General features: G+C 70.7%; 17 protein-coding genes and 1 tRNA gene. 8 read left to right on the forward strand and 10 right to left on the reverse strand.

The features are described from left to right. Window positions 1-150 precede the first annotated feature (150 nt). From ngcE to KIP79_RS12705, 3 genes are read left to right on the forward strand one after another with little or no spacing between them, the layout of a single operon-like run. Entirely contained in the window at window positions 151-1,599 is a 1,449-nt protein-coding gene (ngcE, locus tag KIP79_RS12695; protein ID WP_214104965.1) for an N-acetylglucosamine/diacetylchitobiose ABC transporter substrate-binding protein, read from the forward strand. 4 nt (window positions 1,600-1,603) lie between these two features. Beyond that, window positions 1,604-2,539, forward strand: coding sequence for a carbohydrate ABC transporter permease (locus KIP79_RS12700; protein WP_214104966.1), 936 nt, complete (start codon window positions 1,604-1,606; stop codon window positions 2,537-2,539). A gap of 3 nt (window positions 2,540-2,542) precedes the next feature. After that, complete coding sequence (locus tag KIP79_RS12705) at window positions 2,543-3,448, forward strand: carbohydrate ABC transporter permease (RefSeq protein WP_214104967.1); 906 nt, start codon at window positions 2,543-2,545, stop codon at window positions 3,446-3,448. 1 nt (window position 3,449) lies between these two features. Here the strand turns inward: KIP79_RS12705 and KIP79_RS12710 are convergent, their stop codons facing one another. Continuing rightward, entirely contained in the window at window positions 3,450-6,023 is a 2,574-nt protein-coding gene (locus tag KIP79_RS12710; RefSeq protein ID WP_214104968.1) for an ATP-binding protein, read from the reverse strand. A 185-nt stretch (window positions 6,024-6,208) separates the two neighbouring features. Here KIP79_RS12710 and KIP79_RS12715 point away from each other — a divergent pair, with 185 nt between their 5' ends. Further along, window positions 6,209-6,811 carry a hypothetical protein gene (locus tag KIP79_RS12715; protein WP_214104969.1) on the forward strand — a complete coding sequence of 201 codons (603 nt, stop codon included), beginning with the start codon at window positions 6,209-6,211 and terminating at the stop codon, window positions 6,809-6,811. A gap of 25 nt (window positions 6,812-6,836) precedes the next feature. Continuing rightward, window positions 6,837-7,109 carry a 4a-hydroxytetrahydrobiopterin dehydratase gene (locus tag KIP79_RS12720; RefSeq protein ID WP_214104970.1) on the forward strand — a complete coding sequence of 91 codons (273 nt, stop codon included), beginning with the start codon at window positions 6,837-6,839 and terminating at the stop codon, window positions 7,107-7,109. Between the two features lie 14 nt (window positions 7,110-7,123). Here the strand turns inward: KIP79_RS12720 and KIP79_RS12725 are convergent, their stop codons facing one another. Further along, a complete protein-coding gene (locus KIP79_RS12725) occupies window positions 7,124-7,969 on the reverse strand; it encodes a spermidine synthase (protein WP_214104971.1) in 846 nt (281 codons plus the stop codon). A gap of 93 nt (window positions 7,970-8,062) precedes the next feature. Here KIP79_RS12725 and KIP79_RS12730 point away from each other — a divergent pair, with 93 nt between their 5' ends. From KIP79_RS12730 to lat, 3 genes are all read left to right on the forward strand, one after another. Beyond that, a complete protein-coding gene (locus tag KIP79_RS12730) occupies window positions 8,063-9,676 on the forward strand; it encodes a penicillin-binding transpeptidase domain-containing protein (RefSeq protein WP_214104972.1) in 1,614 nt (537 codons plus the stop codon). Between the two features lie 92 nt (window positions 9,677-9,768). Then, window positions 9,769-10,398, forward strand: coding sequence for an HdeD family acid-resistance protein (locus KIP79_RS12735; protein WP_250213139.1), 630 nt, complete (start codon window positions 9,769-9,771; stop codon window positions 10,396-10,398). Window positions 10,399-10,521: 123 nt separating this feature from the next. After that, the gene (gene lat / locus KIP79_RS12740; protein ID WP_214104973.1) at window positions 10,522-11,895 is read left to right on the forward strand and encodes an L-lysine 6-transaminase; all 1,374 of its coding nucleotides are present in this window, start codon (window positions 10,522-10,524) and stop codon (window positions 11,893-11,895) included. Here lat and KIP79_RS12745 read toward each other — a convergent pair. The 8 genes from KIP79_RS12745 to KIP79_RS12780 all read right to left on the reverse strand — a co-directional run bounded on the left by KIP79_RS12745 (window position 11,823) and on the right by KIP79_RS12780 (window position 20,552). Then, window positions 11,823-12,041, reverse strand: coding sequence for a helix-turn-helix domain-containing protein (locus KIP79_RS12745; RefSeq protein ID WP_214104974.1), 219 nt, complete (start codon window positions 12,039-12,041; stop codon window positions 11,823-11,825). The two genes, lat and KIP79_RS12745, sit on opposite strands and share 73 nt — an antisense overlap. A 249-nt stretch (window positions 12,042-12,290) precedes the next feature. Beyond that, window positions 12,291-12,366, reverse strand: a tRNA-His gene (locus tag KIP79_RS12750). 61 nt (window positions 12,367-12,427) lie between these two features. Then, window positions 12,428-13,024: an oligoribonuclease gene (gene orn, locus KIP79_RS12755; RefSeq protein ID WP_214104975.1), complete on the reverse strand. Its 597-nt coding sequence runs from the start codon at window positions 13,022-13,024 to the stop codon at window positions 12,428-12,430. A gap of 22 nt (window positions 13,025-13,046) precedes the next feature. After that, window positions 13,047-14,285: a DUF2510 domain-containing protein gene (locus KIP79_RS12760; RefSeq protein WP_214104976.1), complete on the reverse strand. Its 1,239-nt coding sequence runs from the start codon at window positions 14,283-14,285 to the stop codon at window positions 13,047-13,049. A gap of 19 nt (window positions 14,286-14,304) precedes the next feature. Further along, window positions 14,305-15,702, reverse strand: a complete 1,398-nt coding sequence (locus KIP79_RS12765; RefSeq protein ID WP_214104977.1) for a protein kinase family protein — start codon at window positions 15,700-15,702, stop codon at window positions 14,305-14,307. Beyond that, on the reverse strand, window positions 15,703-17,334 hold the full coding sequence (locus KIP79_RS48945; protein WP_214104978.1) for a serine/threonine-protein kinase: 1,632 nt from the start codon (window positions 17,332-17,334) through the stop codon (window positions 15,703-15,705). 172 nt (window positions 17,335-17,506) lie between these two features. Continuing rightward, the gene (locus KIP79_RS12775) at window positions 17,507-19,771 is read right to left on the reverse strand and encodes a protein kinase domain-containing protein (protein ID WP_214104979.1); all 2,265 of its coding nucleotides are present in this window, start codon (window positions 19,769-19,771) and stop codon (window positions 17,507-17,509) included. Between the two features lie 235 nt (window positions 19,772-20,006). After that, complete coding sequence (locus KIP79_RS12780) at window positions 20,007-20,552, reverse strand: hypothetical protein (RefSeq protein WP_214104980.1); 546 nt, start codon at window positions 20,550-20,552, stop codon at window positions 20,007-20,009. Window positions 20,553-20,642 lie beyond the last annotated feature (90 nt).

The raw sequence follows: 20,642 nt of genomic DNA on the forward strand, positions 1-20,642 counted from the left end.
GTTCTGTGAAGGTGTATCGCGCGGACATGTCGCAGTCGGGTTACGGGTTGGTCTAGACCGATCCGGAAGTCTTGACGGGTTCGTGAGCTAGCCGTACGTTCCTCAAACGTTTAGGAAACTTTCCTAATTGATCCCCGCCAGGAGAGTTGCATGACCAACACGCCCCGCGAGATCACGCGACGCCAGCTGCTGCGCCGCGTCGGCCTCACCGCCCTCGTGGCCGGCCCCGCGGCCGGTTTCCTGAGCTCCTGCGCCACCTCGGGTGGCGGCTCCGAGGCGGCTCCTTCCGCCGCCGCGACCACCGCCGCCACCTCGCCCACCAACCCGTTCGGGGTGAAGGCCGACGCGCCGCTCGAGGTTGTGATCTTCAAGGGTGGATACAGCGACGAGTACGCCACCCAGTCCCACGAGCCCCTCTACAAGAAGGCGTTCCCGGGTGCGACGATCAAGCACCAGGGCATCCAGACCATCGGCCAGACGCTGACCCCGCGCTTCGCCTCCGGCGACGTGCCCGACGTGGTGAACAACTCCGGGACCGACGCGCTGGACGGTGGCGCCCTGATCGGCGCAGGCCAGCTGCTGGACCTGACGCCGCTGTTCGAGGCGCCCTCGGTGGACGACCCGAACAAGAAGGTCAAGGACACCATCGTCCAGGGCACCATCGAGTCCGGCCTGGGCGGCGACCCCGCCAAGCCGTACACGCTGAACTACGTCTACACCGCCTACGGCCTCTGGTACGACTCCGCCCTCTTCGCGAAGGAGGGCTGGACCCCGCCGAAGACCTTCGACGAGTTCAAGACCTTCGCCGAGGCGGCCAAGGCCAAGGGCATCGTGCCGTTCGCGTACGCCGGCAAGAACGCCTCCTACTACGCGTACTGGATGATCCTCATCTCGGCCGCCAAGATCGGTGGCAACGAGATCCTGATCAACATCGACAACCTGGCCGACAACGCCTGGAACAACGACTCGGTCAAGCAGGCCGCCGCCGCCTGGGCCGAGATCGGCAAGTACATGGACAAGTCCTACGAGGGCCTGATCCACACCGAGGTGCAGACCCAGCAGAACCAGGGCAAGATCGCCCTCTACCCGTCCGGCTCCTGGCTGGAGGCCGAGCAGGCCAAGGACACCCCGGCGGAGTTCAAGTACGCGGTGGCCCCCACCCCCAGCGTCACCGCCGCCGACAAGATGCCCTACGAGGCGGTCCGGGCCGCCGCGGCCGAGGGCTTCGTGGTGCCGTCCAAGGGCAAGAACGCGCAGGGCGGCCTGGAGTACCTGCGGCAGATGCTCTCCAAGCAGGCCGCCAAGGACTTCACCGAGAAGACCAAGAGCCTCACCGTGGTGATCGGCGCCACCGAGGGCCTGACCCTCTCACCGGGCCTGCAGAGCGTGGCCGACATGCAGACCGCGGCCGGCACCAACGTGGTCACCTTCTCCAGCTTCGAGGGCTGGTACAAGGAGCTGGAGACCGAGCTGCGCAAGCAGACCAACGCGCTGATGTTCGGCCGGATCTCGGCTGAGGAGTTCGCGACCAAGATGCAGGAGGCCGCGGACAAGACCAAGAACGACTCCTCGATCACCAAGCAGACCCGGAACGTGTGATCCGATGCGGCATGGCAAGCTGACCCCCCCGGTGCTGCGCAGGTACGGATTCATCCTCGCTTTCCTGATCCTGCCCGTGGCCCTCTACATCGTCTTCTTCGTCAGCCCGAACCTTCAGGCTGTCCAGCTGGCGTTCACGAACTCGCGCGGTATCTCACCGACGTTCGACTATGTCGGATTCGAGAACTTCACCAAGCTGTTCGAGGACGGGGTGTTCTGGGCCGCGGTCCGGCACCACGGCGTGATCCTGCTTGCCATGCCGCTCATCGCCCTGTTCATCGCGCTCTTCTTCTCCTTCCTGCTCAACCTGGGCGGCGGGCAGAGTAACGGGCGGATGACCGGGGTCTGGGGCTCCCCCTTCTACAAGGTCGTCTTCTTCTTCCCCCAGGTGCTCGCGGTCGCCATCGTGGGCGTGCTGTTCCAGGCGGTGCTCCGGCCCGACAAGGACGGCATTCTCAACAGTGCGCTCGGCCTGGTCGGCATCGACCCGATCGGGTGGCTGATCGACCCGAACCTGGCGCTGTGGACCATCATCGGCGTGGCCGTCTGGCAGGCCGTCGGCTTCTACGTGGTGCTCTTCTCGGCGGGCATGGCCTCGGTGCCGAAGGAGATCTTCGAGGCCGCCGCGCTGGACGGCGCGGGGCGGTTCACCCTGTTCTTCCGGGTCACCATCCCGCTGATCTGGAACACCGTCCAGGTCGGCTGGGTCTACCTGTGCATCGCGGCGTTCGACTGCTTCGCCCTGGTCCAGGTGCTCTCGGTGGACCGGGGCGGGCCCGACAACTCCACCACCGTGCTGCCGCTGGAGATCTGGCGGCAGGCCTTCACGTACTACAAGTTCGGCTATTCGTCCGCGATGGGCGTCGCGCTGGTCTTCATGGTGCTGACGTTCGCGGCGCTCACCCTCCGGGTGACCCGGCGCGAGAGGATCGAGTTCTAGACCATGGCGACCCAGACCGTGCCCCTCAAGACCGCGCGCGCCGGGGCCAGGCGCAGGCCTCCGGCCCGTGGCGGCGGCCCCGGCGTCTTCGGCGGCCTGGCCCACGCCGCTCTGTTCATCTGGACGATCCTCACCATCGCGCCGATCGTCTACACCTTCCTCAGCTCCTTCAAGACCAACGCCGAGCTGTTCGGCGGGAAGTCGCTGGCGCTGCCGGAGAACTTCCACTGGGACGCCTGGGGACGGGCCTGGGAGAAGTCGCACATCGGGCAGTACATGCTCAACACGGTGATCGTCGTGGCCCTGTCCACGTTCTTCACCATGATGCTCGGTTCGATGGCCGCCTACGTGCTGGCCCGCTACCGGTTCCCCGGCAACCGCCTGATCTACGTGCTGTTCGTCGCCGGCCTGTCCATCCCGCCCTTCCTGGCCCTGTCCTCCCTCTACAAGGTGGTCGACAACCTGGGCCTGCTCGGCACCCACACCGGCGTGGTCCTGGTGTACGTGGCCTACTCGCTGCCGTTCACGGTCTTCTTCCTGGCGGCGTTCTTCAAGGCGCTGCCGGACACGGTGGCCGAGGCCGCGGTGATGGACGGCGCCTCGCACACCCGCACGTTCTTCCAGATCATGATGCCGATGGCCAGGCCGGGGCTGATCAGCATCACCATCTTCAACGTGATCGGGCAGTGGAACCAGTACCTGCTGCCGATCGTGCTGCTGCCCGGCGACAAGCAGGACAAGTGGCTGATCACCCAGGGCATCGCCAACATCTCCACCAGCGCCGGCTACGAGGCCGACTGGGCCGCCCTGTTCGCCGCGCTGAGCATGGCCATCATCCCCATCATGATCGTCTACGTGATCTTCCAGCGGCAGATCCAGTCCGGCCTCACGGCGGGTGTCGGGAAATAGGTCACAGCACGTTGGCCAGCGCCGTACGGGAGGAGACCCCGAGCTTGCGGTAGACGTGCGCCAGGTGGTCGTCCACCGTGCGGCTGCTCAGCATCAGCTTGGTGGCGATCTCCTTGCTGGTCATGCCGGTCTTGGCCAGCTCGGCGATCTGCCGCTCCCGCTTGGTCAGCAGCTCGCCCCGGCGCGGCCCTTTGGCGGCCAGGCGGCGCTGCTCCCGCTCGGCCTCCTCGGCCATCACGGTGGCGCCGATCTCCTGCGCGATGCCCTTGGCGGTGGCCAGCGCCCGGTGCGTGTCGGACCGGCACGCGGCGGTCATGATCAGCGTACGGGCGGCGTGTGGCCGCATGCCGGACTCGGTGAACAGGGCCACCGCCTGCTCCGCCAGCGTCTCCGCGGTGGCCTGGTCCCCTTCCGCGGCCCGTACGCAGGACTGCGCCCGCAGGGCGAACGCGCGCTGCGCGGGCAGCCCGAGTTGCTCGGCGGCGGCCAGCGCGTCCCGGGCGGCGGCCCCGGCCCAGGCCACCTCGTCGCAGCCCAGCGCGGCCTGGGTGAGCGCCTCCAGCCACATCGGCCGGTAGCCGGGCTGGCAGTGCGGCATGCCCACCCCGCCGCCGATGCCGAGCAGCATCCACCGGGCCCGGTCCGGCTCCCCGGCCAGCAGCATCACCTGGGCCGACAGGCAGACCGTGGACGCCGACCACCAGCCCTCCACCCCGGCCACCGACGCGGCGGCCCGGGTCGCCAGGTGCGTGGCCCTGGGCAGGTCCACGTGGGCCAGCGACTCGGCGTAGATGGCCCGGATCAGTGCCAGCAGGGTGGGGCTGCCGGAGTGGTGCGCCACGTCCTCGGCCTCCTCGCCGAACGCGATGGCCTCGGCCAGCCGCCCGGTCCGCCCGCAGATCTGCGCGGCGGCGGTGAGCACGTCGGCCAGGATGCCGCTGCGGCCCAGCGGCCGGGCCAGCGTCAGCGCCCGGCGCGCGTGCCGCTCGGCGTCGGCGTGCCGCTCCATGAACAGCTCGGCCCAGGCCAGCCGGCTCAGGCAGGTCAGCTCGCGCATGGCGGCGGTGTCGGTGAGGCCGTCCACCAGCGTGCGGGCCTCGTCGATGGCCTGTCCCGTGGGCTGCGGGCGGCCCTCGTACCCGGCGGCGAAGGCCAGCAGCGAGTGGCCCGCCGCCTCCTCCTCGGGGGTGGCGGCCGCCTCGATCGCCACGGCCACCTCGGCGAGCGCGCCGCCCACGTCGCCCATCTGGAGCCGCAGGGTGGCCAGCTCCCGGTGCAGCCAGGCGCCCTGGCCGCCCTTGGCCACCTCGGCGGCCAGCAGCGAGGCCGACTCCTGGTAGCGGCCGAGCAGCCGTTCCACCACGGCGCAGGCGGCCACCACCTCGCTCCGCGAGCCCACCGGCAGGTGCGGCAGCAGCTCGTGCATGGCCGCCCTGGCGTCCTCAAGCCGCCCGTCGAAGGTGAGGGCCCGGGCCAGCAGCACCCGCAGCCGCACCGAGGCCGGGTCGGTCAGGTCGCCGACCAGCGGCAGCGCCGCGGTCAGCCACTCCACCGCCGCCGCGGGGGCCAGCATGACCGCCTCGGCCGAGGCCTCCATCAGCACCGCCAGGTCGGACGGCTCGTGCCGGCTGGCGGTGCGGGCCACGTGGTGGGCGATCTCACGTACGGGGACGTTGAGCCTGGCCAGCTCCCTGGCGGCCACCCGGTGCGCCGACATCCGCCAGGCGGGGTCGGCCCGTTCGTAGACCAGCCGCCGCAGCAGCGGGTGCCGGAACCGGAAGCGGCCGTTGCCCGCCGGGCGGATCAGGTCCCTGGCGGCCAGCCGGCCCAGCGGTCCGGTGCCCGCCTCGGAGAGGATCATGGCCACGTCGTCGGGGGTGAACTCGTCCCCGAGCACCGCTGCCGACTGCGCGGTCAGCAGGTCCTGCGGCGAAAGCAGCGCGAGCTCGCCCAGCAGCAGGCCGTTCAGGTCGCTCTGGCGCTCGCCGCCGCGGTGGGCGGCCAGCGCCTCCAGGTAGAGCGGGTTGCCGCCGCTCTCGGCGTACAGCGCGTGCAGTCCCGGGAGGTCGCCGATCAGGCGCTCGGCCTCGGCCAGGTGGAGCGGCCCCAGGCGCACCCGGGTGTGCGGCACGGCGGCCGGGCCGGCCTCGGCCAGCGCCGCCAGCAGCCGCGCGTCCGCCTGCCGGTCCCGGTAGGCGCAGACCAGCAGCACCGGGCCGGTGGCGGGCGGTCGCCGGATCAGGTAGGCCAGCAGCTCCGCCGAGCCGGGGTCGGCCCAGTGCAGGTCGTCCAGGACCAGCGCCACCGGGGCCGCGACGGCCAGCCTGGCCCGCACCTCGCGGGCCAGCACCAGCCGGTCGCCCCCGCCGAGCGGCCCGAGCGCCTCCTCGAAGGGCCGGTAGGGCATCTCCCGCTCGAACTCGGTGGCCCGCCCGCGCAGCACGGCCACCCCGCCCGCGGCGCAGCGCCGGGCGAACTCGGCGAGCAACCGGGTCTTGCCGATGCCCGGCTCCCCGGACACCTCGGCCAGGCCGCCCCTTACGGTCGCCTCGACCAGGTTTGTCAACTCCGTCATGCGTCCGACGAACACGGACCCAGTAAAGTCCCGTAATACTACGGATGCTAGGAGTTCGGGACAGGTGACACGGTGTCTTAACCGATCACTGCTACCCCTGTGATCTGCGTTTCAGTTGTTCATCAGGGTTTACTACCGTTCGTGTCCGTTCCCGTACATGCGTCCCGCCCTACCGGGAGACCAGAATGAGTGAATTCCCCTTCCCCTTCTTCGGGGCAGGCGAGGCCAAGTACTACATGTGGGCCGAGGTCCACGTGCGTTTCGAGCGGGAGCCGACCAGCTACCAGCGGACCGCCATCGAGTCGAGTTGCCCTGGACCGCTCCAGGACACCATCGACTGGTCCGACGGCCGCCAGCTGGTGGTGGCCAGCGGCCTGTTTCTGCACGGTGCGCTGGCCAGGGCCTACCCGGCACGGGCCGATGACGAGGACTACCTGGGGGAGGACGGATGGTTCTACGCGGCCGTCTCCCGTGTGGAGCGTTTCAATTCGGCCATCGAATCCTGGCTCGGGTACGCCAACGACCAGTGCCCGATCATGATGGCCTACCGTGGCGAGGACAGTGAGAGCGGCGGCACCGAGTTCTCCCGGTGGCACGAGTGGAGCGTCACGCAGCTACCCCGGCTGATGCCGGAGCTGGAACCGATCCTGGCCGAGTCCATCGCCACCAGGCAGCAGACCCACGCCACCCACATGGTGCGCGGCGTCATGTCGATGGCCCGCAGGTCCCGGGCCAAGAGCTCCCCCGCGAGCTCGCCGGCGCCGGGGGGAGGCGCCCCGGCGTTCTGAGGCCAGGGTGACTAGGCTCGGGCGTATGGGAACCGACAAGCCCGAGCCTGCCGCCTGGACCCGGGAGGGCGAGACGCTCCGCCGCACCCTGACCGCGCCGGACTTCAGGACCGGGATCGCGATCGTGGACGCGGTGGCCGAGGAGGCCGAGCGCATGAACCACCATCCGGACATCGACATCCGGTGGTGCACCCTGCACTTCCTGCTCACCACGCACGACACCGGGACGCTCACCGACAGCGACTACACGCTGGCCAAGCACATCGACCGCATCGCCGATGAGCACGGCGCGAAGTAGCCACTAGGTAGCCACTAGCCGAACAGGTCCTCCGGCGGCACCGGGGCGAGCACGCCGTCGCCGTCGTGGATGGGCGCGGCCCCGGCCACGAAGTTCACCAGGTCCTGCCCGTACACGCAGCGGGCCTGGGTGAGGCCGCCGGCCGCGCGCCGGAGCATCCGGTCCAGCGGCAGCTCCCGGGGCGAGCCGACCAGGATCAGGTTGCCGAACCGCCGCCCGCGCAGCACGCCGGGCTCGGCCAGCAGCGCCACCTGCCGGAACGTGCCGCGCAGGGTGGCCACCAGCCGCCGGGCGAAGGCCAGGCCCTTGCCGTCGGCCGCGTTGACCAGCAGGGTGCCGTGCGGGCGCAGGACGCGGGCCAGGTCGCCGAGGAACTCCGTGCTGGCCAGTTCCACCGGCATGGTCGCGCCGACGAAGGCGTCCAGCACCACCAGGTCGGCGAAGGCGTCGGCGATCCCGGCCACGCCGGACCGCCCGTCGGTGATCCGCACCTTCAGCCGCGGTACGGACCGCAGGTCGAGCTGCTTCCTGATCAGCTCGACCAGGCCGCCGTCCGGTTCCAGGACGATCTGCCGGGAGCCGGGGCGGGTGGCCGCCACGTACCGGGGGAGGGTGCAGGCGCCGCCGCCCACGTGCACGACGTCCAGCGGGCCCGCCGGGAGCAGGTCGATCACTTCGCCCATCAGCTGGACGTACTCGAACTCCAGATGGGTGGGGTCGGACAGGTCCACATAGGACTGGGGCACGCCGCCGGAGCTGAGCATCCAGCCGTCCGGCCGGTCCAGGTCGCGGAGCAGCTCGACCTCGCCGAACGTCACCGGGTACCGTCCCGGTACGGGCTCCTTGGCAACCTTCACCATTCTGTCTCCTATGCGTGCTATATCCAGGAGTGAACCCTCCACCTCCCAGGAGACCTCCCGGGACGGCGCCCAGGAGAACCCAGGAGAAAAGGTATGCGCAGGCGCCCGCTGCTCATCCTGATATCGGTATGTCTGACCATTTTCGTGGCAGGCATCACCGGCTTGATACTGAGCGGCCGGTCCGAGCCCGAGACCGTCGCCGTTCCCACCCCCTCGTCCGAGCCGAAGGCCACCCTCACCTTCGACGACGACCTGGTGGACGAGGTCAAGGGCGACCCGGCCGAGACCGGCACCGCGTACCTGCGCGCCTGGGAGCGCGGCGACCTGGCCGGCATGGCCGCCCTGGTGTACGAGCTGCCCGGCGACTTCGCCGCGCTCCACCAGGAGTTCGACGCCGCCCTGGCGGTGGAGTCGGTACGGCTCACGCCCGGCAACCTGCGCCGCACCGGCGACACCACCGCGTTACTGGCTTTCACCGGCGTGCGGAAGCTCAAGGGCGGCGAGGAACTGCCCTTCTCCTCGGTGCTGCGGCTGCTGGTCGCCGAGCTCACCTGGCGGGTGGACTGGCTGCCCGACACCATCCATCCGCAGCTCCAGTTCGGCGGCCACGTGGTCCGGCGGTCCATCCCCGGCCAGGCGCCCCTGCTGGCCACCCGGGAGGGCGAGCCGCTCCCGGCCAACAGCGGCGCGGAGCCGTACGTGTCGGACCTGATGGCCGGCGCGCACCGGGGCGCGGCGGGCTGGTCGGCGGTGATCGAGAACCCGGGGCAGCAGCCGATCACCCTGGTCAAGCACGAGGGGGAGGGCCCGCCGCCCCGGGTCACCACCACCATCGACCGGTACGTGCAGATGGCCGCGGCCCGGGCGCTGGACGGCGTGTCCCGCCCGGCCACCATGGTGGTGGTCCGGCCGTCCACCGGTGAGGTGCTGGCGGTGGCCGACCGGCTCGGCGGCAAGGGCGCCTTCCTGCAGAAGTTCCCGCCGGGCAGCACCTTCAAGATCGTCACAGCGGCGGCGCTGCTGCAGGCCGGGCTGACCGTCGACGCCACGGTGTCCTGCCCGGCCACCTACCAGATCCCGCAGGGCCGCGCGATCAACAACTACCAGGGCCGCGACCACGGCACGCTCACCCTGCGCCAGGCGTTCGCGCAGTCCTGCAACACCACCTTCGCCCAGCAGGCCGTGGAGCGGCTCTCCGCCGACACGCTCACCGCCGCGGCGGGGCTCTTCGGCTTCGGCGGCAGCCTGGCCACCGGCGCGGGCGGCACCTGCGGCTCGGTCAGCCCGCCGCAGAACGACGACGCGCTGGCCGAGGACTCCTTCGGGCAGGGCACCGTGGAGGCCAGCCCGCTCTGCATGGCGGCGATGGCGGCGGCCGTGCAGAACGGGACCTGGCGGGCGCCCCGGCTGGTGCCGGCCGACCGGCTCGGGGCCGAGCAGCAGACCCGGCAGCTGGACCCGGGGGTGGTGGAGGGCCTGCGCTCGATGATGGCGGCCGTGGTCACCGAGGGCACCGCGGCCGGAGGCGGGCTGCCCGACGGGACCGCGGGGAAGACCGGCACGGCCGAGGTGGGCCAGGGCAGGGCCGACCACGCCTGGTTCGTCGGCTACCGCGGCGACCTGGCCTTCGCCGTCTTCGTGGAGAACGGCGGCACCGGCAGCGGCGCCGCCGTGCCCATCGTGGCCCGCCTGCTTAGTGCCGTTTAATACGATAAATACCTGATTAACAATATTTGGGCGGTTTGTGGGATGACAGAGGCCTCTGTCCGGACAAAGTCTGGGGAAGGAGGTGGCGTCAAATGGCCAACATGAATTCCGACATCTACCGTCCTGGAGGCGAGGGCACGATGCAGGCCGACCGCTGGCGGTCGCTCGGCCTGCGCGGTGCGCTGGCCATCATCTTCGGCCTGATCGCCCTCATCTGGCCGGGCATCACCGTCAGGGCGTTGGTGATCGTCTTCGGTATCTACGCCCTCATCAACGGTCTGGCCGCACTCTGGGGCGCGTTCCGGGACCGGGAGACCGAGGAACGTGGCTGGCTGATCTTCTCCGGCCTCATCAGCCTGGCCGCCGGTATCGCCGCCCTGGTCTGGCCGCGCATCACCGCGCTCGCGCTGATCTGGCTGATCGGCGCCTGGTTCCTGATCACCGGCGTGTTCGAGCTGGTCGGCGCCGTCATGCGGCGGGGCGGGGTCGGCGGGCAGGGGCTGATGGGGCTCAGCGGCGCCCTATCGGTGATCTTCGGTCTGGTCCTGGTGATCTGGCCGGGCGCCGGCGCCGCCGCCCTGTCCTGGCTGATCGGGATCTTCGCGATCGTGGTCGGTCTCACCATGCTCTACCTGGCCTTCCGGGCCCGGCAGATGCACCCGACCCCCAGCCGGGCCAGAGCCGAGCACGGCATGGACGAGGGGCACCGCCGCGCCGCCTGAGAAGATCTCAACCTCCCGGAAAACATCCATCTAGCCTCCAGTGGGGCGGGAAAGTCTTCACTTTTCCCGCCCCATGTGAGGCAATCGTGTTGTCTGACCCCATCGACTCAGCGTGGAGGCGACATGGACGATGTACGCGGGAGGCTGGCCAGGCATCTGCTGGTGGACGGATACCAGCTGGTCCTGGACCTGGAGCGGAGCAAGGGCTCGTGGCTGGTCGACGCCCGTGACGGCAGGAAATATCTGGACTTCTATACCTCGTTTGCCTCGGCACCCCTGGGCATGAACCCGTTCGACGACGAACCGGCGTTCCTCGACCGCCTCGCCCGGGTGGCCGCCAACAAACCCGCCAACTCCGACCTGTGCACCGCCGAGCAGGCCGAATTCGTGGAGACCTTCGTCCGCGTGCTGGGCGACCCAGAACTGCCCCACCTGTTCTTCGTGGAGGGCGGCGCGCTCGCCGTGGAGAACGCGCTCAAATGCGCCTTCGACTGGAAGAGCCGGTGGAACGAGGCGCACGGCCGGCACCCCGGCCTCGGCACCCAGGTGCTCCACCTGACCCGCGCCTTCCACGGCCGCAGCGGCTACACCATGTCGCTGACCAACACCGAGCCGGTCAAGACCGACCGCTACCCCAAGTTCGGCTGGCCCCGCATCACCGTGCCCGCCATCCACCTAGGGGACGTCGAACGGGCCGAGGAACGCGCCCTGGCCCAGGCTGAGGAGGCGTTCCTGCGCCACCCTCACGACATCGCCTGCTTCATCGCCGAGCCGATCCAGGGCGAGGGCGGGGACAACCACATGCGGCCCGAGTTCCTCCAGGCCATGCAGGAGCTCTGCCACCGCCACGAGGCCCTCTTCGTGCTGGACGAGGTGCAGACGGGGGTGGGGATGACCGGCACCCCGTGGGCGTACCAGCAGCTGGGGCTGGCCCCTGACATCGTGGCCTTCGCCAAGAAGGCGCAGCTGGGCGGGATCATGGCCGGGCGGCGGGTGGACCTGGTGCCGGAGAACGTGTTCCGGGTGAGCGGGCGGATCAACTCCACCTGGGGCGGCGGGCTGGTGGACATGGTGCGCAGCCGGCGCCTGCTGGAGATCATCGAGGCGGACGGGCTGATTCCCAGGGCCGCCGTGCTCGGCGAGAAACTCCTCGGCATGCTCCGCGAGCTGGAGGCCGAGGGGCTGGTGGGCAACGCCCGGGGACGGGGGCTGATGTGCGCCTTCGACGTGCCGGACCGGGACCGGGTGGTGACCACGCTGCGCGAGCGGTGCGGCGTCCTGATGCTGCCCTGCGGCGAGCGCTCGATCCGGCTGCGCCCGGCCCTCAACGTCACCCCGGAAGAGCTGGAGTACGGCCTGAGCCGCCTCCGGGACCTCCTGCTGACCGAACGCGAGACCGGAGACCCGGCTCTTCAGTCCGGTCCTCAGTCCGACGGTGAGTCCGCCAGCCACAGATCGATGGCCGTCACCCGGGAGTCCACACCGAGCTTGGAATAGATCCGGTTCACGTGGTTCTTCACGGTCTTCTCGCTCAGGAACAGCCGTTGCGCGATCTCGCCGTTCGAGTGCCCGGTGGCGATGAGGTCCATGACCTCGACCTCGCGTTTGCTCAGGCTCGTTCCGGTGCGGTCGTCGACTCTCATCCGGCCTCCGTGGCAGAAGTCAAGGCGCCGAGCCCCCGCAGCGTCCGGCGTAGCGGTTGAAGGCGAGCATAACCCGCGATATCGACCTTTGGGGCCGATGTCGGCGGACTACTCGGGTCCAGCTCGCAATTGCGTCGGCCGGGTCAGCGGCGGGGGCGCCCGCCGACCACGTCAGCCGTACCGGCCGGGGAAGCCGCACCGGCCGGGAAAAGCGAGAGGGCCGGTCCCTGAGGACCGGCCCTACTTCGCTGGGGTGAGTGATGGGACTTGAACCCACGACATCCAGGACCACAACCTGGCGCTCTGCCAGCTGAGCTACACCCACCATGTTCGCCGCTGTTGTTTTCACCGGCTCACGTTGTAGAGCATAGCGCTTCGCGGCGTGACTACGAACCAGATATCGCTTCCGCCACGTCGCGTGCCGTCGCGGAGTCGGGACCGGGTTGCGGCACGAACACCGCGGCCCGGTAGTAGCGCAATTCCCTTATGGATTCGGTGATGTCGGCCAGCGCGCGGTGCCCGCCCTGCTTCTCCGGGGAGGCAAAGTAAACCCGGGGATACCAGCGCCGGGCCAACTCTTTGATCGAGGAGACATCGATCATCCGGTAGTGCAGGTAGGTGTCCACGAGGGGCATGTCCCGGGACAGGAAGGCCCGGTCGGTGGCGATCGAGTTCCCGCACAGGGGCGCCCGCTTCGGCTCGGGCACGTGCCCCCTGATGTACTCCAGCACGATGCCCTCGGCCTCGGCCAGCGTCACGCCCTCGCCCAGCGCCTCCAGCAGGCCGGAGGCGGTGTGCATGGCGCGCACGACCTCCGACATCTGCCCGAGCGACTCCGGGGGCGGCTTGATCACCACGTCCACCCCGGTGTCCAGCTGGTTCAGCTCGCCATCGGTGACCACGCAGGCCACCTCGACGAGCGCGTCCCGGCCGAGGTCGAGCCCGGTCATCTCACAGTCGATCCAGACCAGCAGGTCGTTCATGACCCAAGACTAGTGCGCCTTGTCAGCCCGCTTGGAGGGAGTCCAGCAGCTGGTCAAGGAGCGACACGTTGAGGTTGTCGGGAATCGAGGCGTAGAACAGCGACGGCGCCTGCCCAGGCCCCTGATCCACCAGCACGAACGCGCCGCGTTCCGTCTTCCACTTCCAGTTGTTGGCCTTGGACTGCGCGCTGAAGTCCATGACATATTCCACAACCCAGGCGTCCTTGCCGCTCACCTTGATCGCCTCGTTCCGGGCGATCTTCCGGGTGTGCTGCGGCGAGTAGAACAACGGCTCGTAGGTCACCAGCAGCGCGCTGGTCACGTTCCGCAGATCCTGGGGGCCGTTGTACGGGAAGACCTCGGGCAGCCGGGAGGCGTACACCGAGCCCACCCAGTCGTGGCCCTCCTGGCCGTCGAAGCCCTTCTGCGAGACCGCCTGGAAGCCGCTGGTGAACCGGGGGTAGGCCGGGTTGTTCGGCGAGTTGATGTCGGCCGCGTTCGGCACCGTCCACGGGTCGCCGGGGAACAGGTACGACAGCCCGGCCGCCGGGTCCTGGATCCTGCCCCCGGCGGGTTGCGGCAGCTCGGTCAGCGGCGCCTCGCTCGGCGGCTGCTCGGAGGGCGGCAGGTTCGGTTCCTGGCTCTGCGTCTCCGGCGGCAGCACGGGCTCGCTTGTGGATGGCTGGGCGACGGGGTCGGCTGTACGGTTCATCAACACGAACGCGCCACCGACGATCAGCGCCAGCGCCACGACCACCGCGATGCCGCCGAGGATCCACGGCATGGGGGAGGGCGGCTTGGGCGGCTGCATGGTGAAATCGGGCGCCGGCATCATCGCCGTCGGATTGGGCTGACCCCACGGCTGGCCCTGCCCGTACGGCCCGCCCTGAGGCCCAGGACCAACCTGCGGCCCGCCCTGTGGGCCACCCAGTGGCCCGCCCTGCGGGCCGACCGGCGGCGCGCCGAACTGGGGGCCGGTCGGCGGCGCGCCGAACTGGGGAGCGGTCGGCGGCACGGGTGGCGGGGCAGGCTGCGTGGACGGCGGCTGACCAGGCTGGACGCCGCTCGGCTGGACCCACGGCTCGGCCGGGCCGCCGGAGGCACCGGCCACCGCGGGCTGCACGGCCGTGGGTGCCGTCGCCGCGGCGGGCTGCTGCTGCTCGATCGGGTGCGTGGCGTCGGTCCACTGCGATCCGTCCCACCAGCGGAGCTGTGGTGAGCCATACGGGTCGGGGTACCAACCGGCGGGGGTCGTCGTCATGCGAGGAAGCCTAGTGAAGTCAACATTTGTACGAGAAGCTCGCCTTGTCCTGGATCGGCTTTCCCGTCGCCGTATGATCCAGGATCCGCAGGGTCGCGGTGCCCTTCAGGCTACCCGGCCCGGTGACCTTCCAGAGCAGGGGAAGTTCCAGTGAGGTGGTCTCCTCCTCCACCCGCTGGGTCTCCCTGATCTTCCGGCCGTCGCTCTGCTCCCAGACGTAGGAGAACGTGCCACTGCCCCCGTTGGTGGTGACCTCCGCCACGATCCGCGCGGTCGAGTCGCAGCCCTGGGTCTTCTTCGGAGTCCGCACCTCGACCTTCTCCACCGCCAGGGCCAGCCCGGGCGCCTGCCGCAGCCAGAGCACCACCGCCGCCACCAGGATGGCCAGCAGCACGGTCCCGGCCCAGGCCGTACGGCGGCGGGAAGGGCGGGCCGGGGCGGCGGTGGGGGCGAGCCGGCCGCGCAGGTCGGGGGTGTGCTGGGTGCTGTGGTCGCGGCCCTGCCGCCAGATCTGGGCGGCCGAGGTCTCCACCGGCACCCCCGGCCCGAACCGCAGGGCCGCGTCCCCGCCCGAGCCGCCCGGCCGGGTCGGATCCGGGGTCTGCGCCGTGCGGAGCGCCGAAGGGTCGAGCAGGGTGACCATCTCCCCGGCGTCCGGCGCCGCCACCGGGGGCGGCGGGGCGACCGCCGGGGTGGCGGACCAGGCGTGCAGGGTGCGCACCAGGCGATCCCGGGTGGTGAACCCCGTGGGCAGCACCTCACGCCCGGCCAGCAGGGTGTCCCTGGCCGCGCTCAGGCCCCGGGTGGCCGCCACCGAGGCGGCCCGGTCCAGCAACTGCGAGGCGGGGCCGACGGCCCAGCTGGCGGCCAGCACCCGGGCCAGCGCGGACCAGGCGGTCACGTCCCGCTCCACCGAGGCGGGCTCGCCGCGCAGCGCCTCGAGCAGGCCGCGCTCGGCCAGCAGGGCCGAGCCGTCCTCGCCGATCACGATGGTCCCCGGGTGCAGCGCGCCGTGGGTGAGCCCCGCCGCGTGCACGGTGATCAGCGTCTGCGCGGTCTCCACCAGGATGGTCGCGGCGCTGCCCGAATCCGGCTCCCGGCCCCCGTCGGCCAGCAGTTCGGCCACCGTGGGCATGGCCCGGCGCCCGGTGATCAGCCAGACGTCGCCGCGCGCGGTCACCAGGTCGGCGACGGGGAGCAGGCCGGTGGTGCCGCCCTGCTGGAGCCGCCGGTCCGCGGTGACCGCGGCCACCAGCCGGTCCCGGGCGGCGGGCACGGCCAGCAGCCGCTGGTCGAAGCGGAGCAGCCCGGACGGCGAGCCGTCCGGCGCCGTCGAGTCATGCCACAGGCCCACTTCGCTGACCCGGGTCCTCCCGCTCAGCCAGTGCCCGGCGACGCTCCCCCCGTCGTGCAGCATTTACCTCCGCCTCCGATGCCTTCCCGTGAAACGCCTCATGGCCAGTGTGGCGGGAATCAGCCCAGACGTCATCAGACCGGCGGCGAAGACGCCCATCGCGGTCGTGGCCACCGGGGTGTCCTCCGGTACGGAGGACGGCGACAGCCCGATGGTCGGCTGGTCACTGGGCGTGGTCGGCGGTGGGGAGGACGGCTCCGGGGTGGTCGGCGGCGGGGACGACGGGGTGGGCGTCGTCCGGGTGGGCGTGGGGGAGGGCGACGGCGGCCTGGTGGTGGGCGGGTTGGACTGGCCCGGGTCCACGGTGGCCGTCGGGTCGCCCGGCTTCGGGCTCGGCTTGGGGGTCGGCTTCTTGGACGGCTTGGGGGTGGGCTTCCTGGTGGGGGTGGGCGAGGGCGAGGGCCGCGGCTGGGTCGGCCTGGTGGAGGGCCCGGTGGTGGGAGCGGTCGTCGGCGGGGTGGCCGGTTGGGTGGCCGGCGCGGTGCCCTCGTCCTCGATCGTGATCTCCGGCTCGGGCAGGTCCTCCGGCGGGGTCTCGTCGGTGAGCGGGGGCGGCGTGGGGGAGGAGACCGAGGTGGTCCCGGCCTGCAGGGTGGTGCTGCCGCTGCTGAGCGAGCTCACCGCGACCGCGGTGCCGCCCGCGATGACCGCCATGCCGACCACGGTCAGGCCGATCTTGACCACGGTCTTGCTGAACAGGCCGCCGCCCAGCCGGGTCTCGTTCAGCGCGGTGCCGACCTCCGGGGCCTCCTCGGTGAGCGGGAAGAACGGCAGCAGCAGCCCGGCCAGCGCGGCCAGGCGGCGGCGGCCGCGATCCTCCCAGTTGGGGCCGTACGCCTCGACGGCGATCGACTCCAGCTCGCGCATGAACGCCTCGGCCGAGGACGGTCGCTCGGTCGGGTGCTTGGCCATGCCGCGCTCGATCAGGCCCTGCAGCTGGGCCGGCACCTCCTCCACCGGGGGCGCCGCGGACTGGTGCTGGCGGGCCAGCGCGGCCAGGTTGGTGGCCCGGAACGGGCGGGTGCCGGTGAGGCACTCGAAGAACACCACGGTGGCCGCGTAGACGTCGGTGCTCGGCCCCGCCGGGGCCCCCGACCACTGCTCGGGGGCCATGTACGCCGGGGTGCCGGACACGTTGGTGCCCTCGCCGGCCCGGGCGGCGATGCCGAAGTCGACCAGCTTGCTCTGGCCGTCCGCCTCCACCATGACGTTCTCTGGCTTGAAGTCCCGGTGCACGATGCCCATGTCATGGGCGATGGCCAGGCCGGTGAGCGAGCCCTTCAGCACCACCAGCGCGGCCTCGGGACCGGTCGGGCCCTCGGAGCGGAGCATGGCGCGCAGCGAGACGCCGTCCACCAACTCCATCACGATGGCCGCGCCGTGCGGGTGCTCGACGTACTCGTAGAACCTGGCGGCGTGCGGGTTGCGCTCCATCAGAGCGAGCAGGCGTGCCTCGTGCCGGAACCTGGCCACGAAACCGAGGTCCTGGCGGAGCTCGGCGGACAGGTACTTGATCGCGACTAACGTGCCGTCGGCGTCATGCCGGGCGAGTATCACCTGCCCCGCGCCACCGGTGCCCAGCTCGCGCACCTCGGTATAACCAGGAACGCGCCAGGCGGCCGGTCTGCCGTTCATAACGATCTCCCTACGATCCCCGGGCCCCCGCCACGACGGACACGTATCTTAGTGATTCGCAAGGGAATGAAGTGAAGAGTCACGACAAAGTCGTGGTTGATGTCAAAAGTTACCTGTGTGAGCTTACAGGGCAAGATTTCCATGTGATCACGTTTGTGTGGTCACGTGGGGGTCAGCCGATGCAGGCCACGGCGTTCTTGGTCTGGGTGGCGGCGCCCTGGGACCAGGCCGGGTCGGTGTAGGCCCGCAGGCCGTACGTGGTGCCGCAGAGCTGCCCGTAGTTGTAGCGGACCGTGATGGTGTAGCTGGTCTGGCCCTCCAGCTTGAAGGTCTGCGGGGAGCCGGTCTGGGATCCGCCGAGCAGGTACACGGCGGTCAGCGTGAGCGGCTCCGGTCCGGTGGTCCGGATCGTGACGGTGGAGCTGATCGAGGCGCTGCCGCGCACCTGGTCGCCCAGGTTCACCGCGATGGCGGAGACGGTCGCCGCGCACGCGGCCTTCTGCTCCTGCTTCACGGCGCCGGACGGGCCCTGCGGGTCGGTGGAGGCGGTGAAGCTCACCGCGCCGGTGCAGACCGGGCGCGGGAAGGTGTAGGTGAAGGTCTGGACGTAGGACTTCTTGCCGGCCAGGTGGGCGATCTGCTGGTTGCCCTGGCTGCCGGTCGCGGCGAAGTCGCCGGTCAGGTCCACCTTGCCGGTGCCGTCGGTGAGCACCTTGACCCGGGCGGTGGCGACCTTGCCCGCGCGGTCCAGCTCGATCGACTCCACGGTCAGGTCGGTGACCTTGGTCGGGCAGGCGGCGACCTTGGCGGTGGCGGTCTGGGCGCCGTTGCCTGACGCCGGGGTGGTGGTGGCGATCACGCCCCAGGTGCCGCCGCAGGGGCGTTTGCCGAGGTCCCTGCTGAAGTTCCTGGTGTACTTCTTGGCGCCGGTGAGCGGGATGGACTGGGTGCCGACGACCTTGCCGTTGACGGTGTACTTCAGGGTCAGGGTGATTTTCGCGGTGCCGTCGGTGATCACGGTGACCGTGCCCTTGGCGATCGGCAGAGCCGCCGTCGCGCGGCCGGTGTAGGAGGCCGCGACCGCCTGGCCGCCGGGGCCGAGTGAGAGGCCGCTGAGCGCGACGCTGACCACCTTGGTCGGTGGGGTGACCGTGGGGGTGGGGGTCGGGGTCGGCGTTGGGGGCTTCGGGGTCGGGGTCGGGCTGGGCTCGGGCTCCGGGGTTTCTTCCGGCGTCTCCGACGGGGTTGGCGTCGGAGTGGGCGTGGGAGTCGGCGTCGGGGTCGCCTCCTCCGGCGTCGCTGAGGGTGTGGGGGTGCCGTCGGCGACCACCGGGATCACGTCGGCCGGCTTCTTGTCGGCGTTCAGCGCGTACGCGACGAGGCCGCTGCCCGCCACGACCAGGACGGCGGCGCCGATGACGACCTTGCCCAGGTGCCGGGAGACGCCGCCCAGCATCGTGCGGAACAGTGAGGTGCCCACCTGCGGCGTCTGTGCCGCGCCGCCCAGCGGGAAGAGCCCGGCGGCCAGCGCGGCCAGCGCCGCCAGCTTGCGCCGCCCGCGCTCCTCCCAGTCGGGGCCGTACGCGCCGACGGCCACCCGCTCCAGTTCGGCCACGAACATGGCGGCGCTGGCGGGGCGGCTTAGCGGGTCCTTGGCCAGGCCGCGTTCGATCAGGCCGCGGACCGGGACCGGCGCGTCCCCGGCGGGGATCGGGGCGGTCTGGTGCATGTGCATCAGCACCACGTGCTCGGTCGCCTGGTACGGCCGGCGTCCGGTCAGGCACTCGAAGAAGACGGCGGTCGCGGCGTAGACGTCGGTGGCGGGGCTTGCCGGGTGTCCGGCCCACTGTTCCGGGGCCATGTAGGCCGGGGTTCCGGCCGGGGCGATGCCGGCCCCCGAGCGGACCGCGATGCCGAAGTCGACCAGCTTGCTGCTGCCGTCCGCCTGGACGATGACGTTCTCCGGCTTGTAGTCGCGGTGGACCAAGCCCCTCTGGTGGGCGGCGGACAGGCCGAGGAGGGAACCCTTGAGTACCGCCAGGGCGGCCTCGGGGCCGGTTCCGCCCTCGGCCCGGAGCAGTGCGCGCAGTGGAGCTCCGTTGATGAGCTCCATCACGATGGCGGCGCCGTCCGCCGACTGGACGTACTCGTAGAGCCTGACCACATTGGGGTCGTCGACCTCGACGAGCAGGCGGGCCTCGTGGCGGAATTTGTCGAGGAAGCCCGGCTGCCCACGCAAGTCCTCGGAGAGGTACTTGATGGCCACATGGGCGCCGGACGCCTCGTGCACCGCCAGCACGACTCGGCCTCCGCCACCCGTACCGAGAGTGCGTACCTCGGAGTAACCGGGTACACGCCAGTCGCCGGGGGCAACCATCGAGGCCTCCTTGTTGTGGTGCACGTAGTAGACGCGCTGTCCGGCGGACAGGTTGCCCAAATCGTGCCCAACGCCCCTTGAAAGCTGCTTACGCCCGACTATCCGGCCAACCCAACGCCCCGGAAGCCCCTCTCAACTCCCAGACCCCAGAAGCTACGCCGCCCCCACCACGCACATCAGGAAATGTCCACTTTTGTAAGACCAGAGAGCCACTCAGGCCACTCTGTTCGTCCAGCCCGGAAAGGACATGCCGGAGGGCCGGGCCAGCGGCTGGCCCGGCCCTGGACGGCGGAGGTCAGATGACGCGTTCCAGAAGGCGGAGTTCCTCGCGTTGGCGCGGGACCTCCACCGTTGGCGGGGGATGCTGGCGGAGGAGGCGGGTGACGTCGATGGCGCCGGGGTCGCCTTCGACGGCGCCGGGGACCTGGGAGTGGCCGAAGTGGCCGCCTCGGGACCAGAGCCGGGTCGTCCCCCGGGAGGTCAGAGAATGCGGGAAGGGGAGGGGTGGGCCGGCCGGCCAGTGCCGGGGTACCTCCCAGGAGTCGAGCCAGGAGAGGATCTCGTCGAGTCCGTCCAGTTTGGTGTCGGTGAAAGGTTCTTCGACCGAGCCGAGCACCCGGATCTGGATGCAGGCCCGGCCCTGCCGGTTCAGGTCGCCGCGCAGGCCGCAGGCCGCCCGGCTGGGCGGGAGCTGCTGGACGATCTCCCCGCGCACCGGGTTCCATACCAGGTGGGCGGGTCGGTCGAGCTGGACGAGGCGCTGTGCGACGGACTTGGCCGAAATCCCTTGTGGGTTGGTCGGCCAAATGAACCAGACGACCCTGGGCGCTCCGCCGTTCATGGGGCCGGCGTCCTGGGGAGCGGGAATTCGACTGGCAGCTGGTAGCCATGCCTGGGCCACTGTGCCCCCTTGTGTCTAGGTCGCCTGGTT

Origin of the sequence: Acrocarpospora catenulata (assembly GCF_018476525.1) — a bacterium.
Lineage (GTDB): Bacteria > Actinomycetota > Actinomycetes > Streptosporangiales > Streptosporangiaceae > Acrocarpospora > Acrocarpospora catenulata.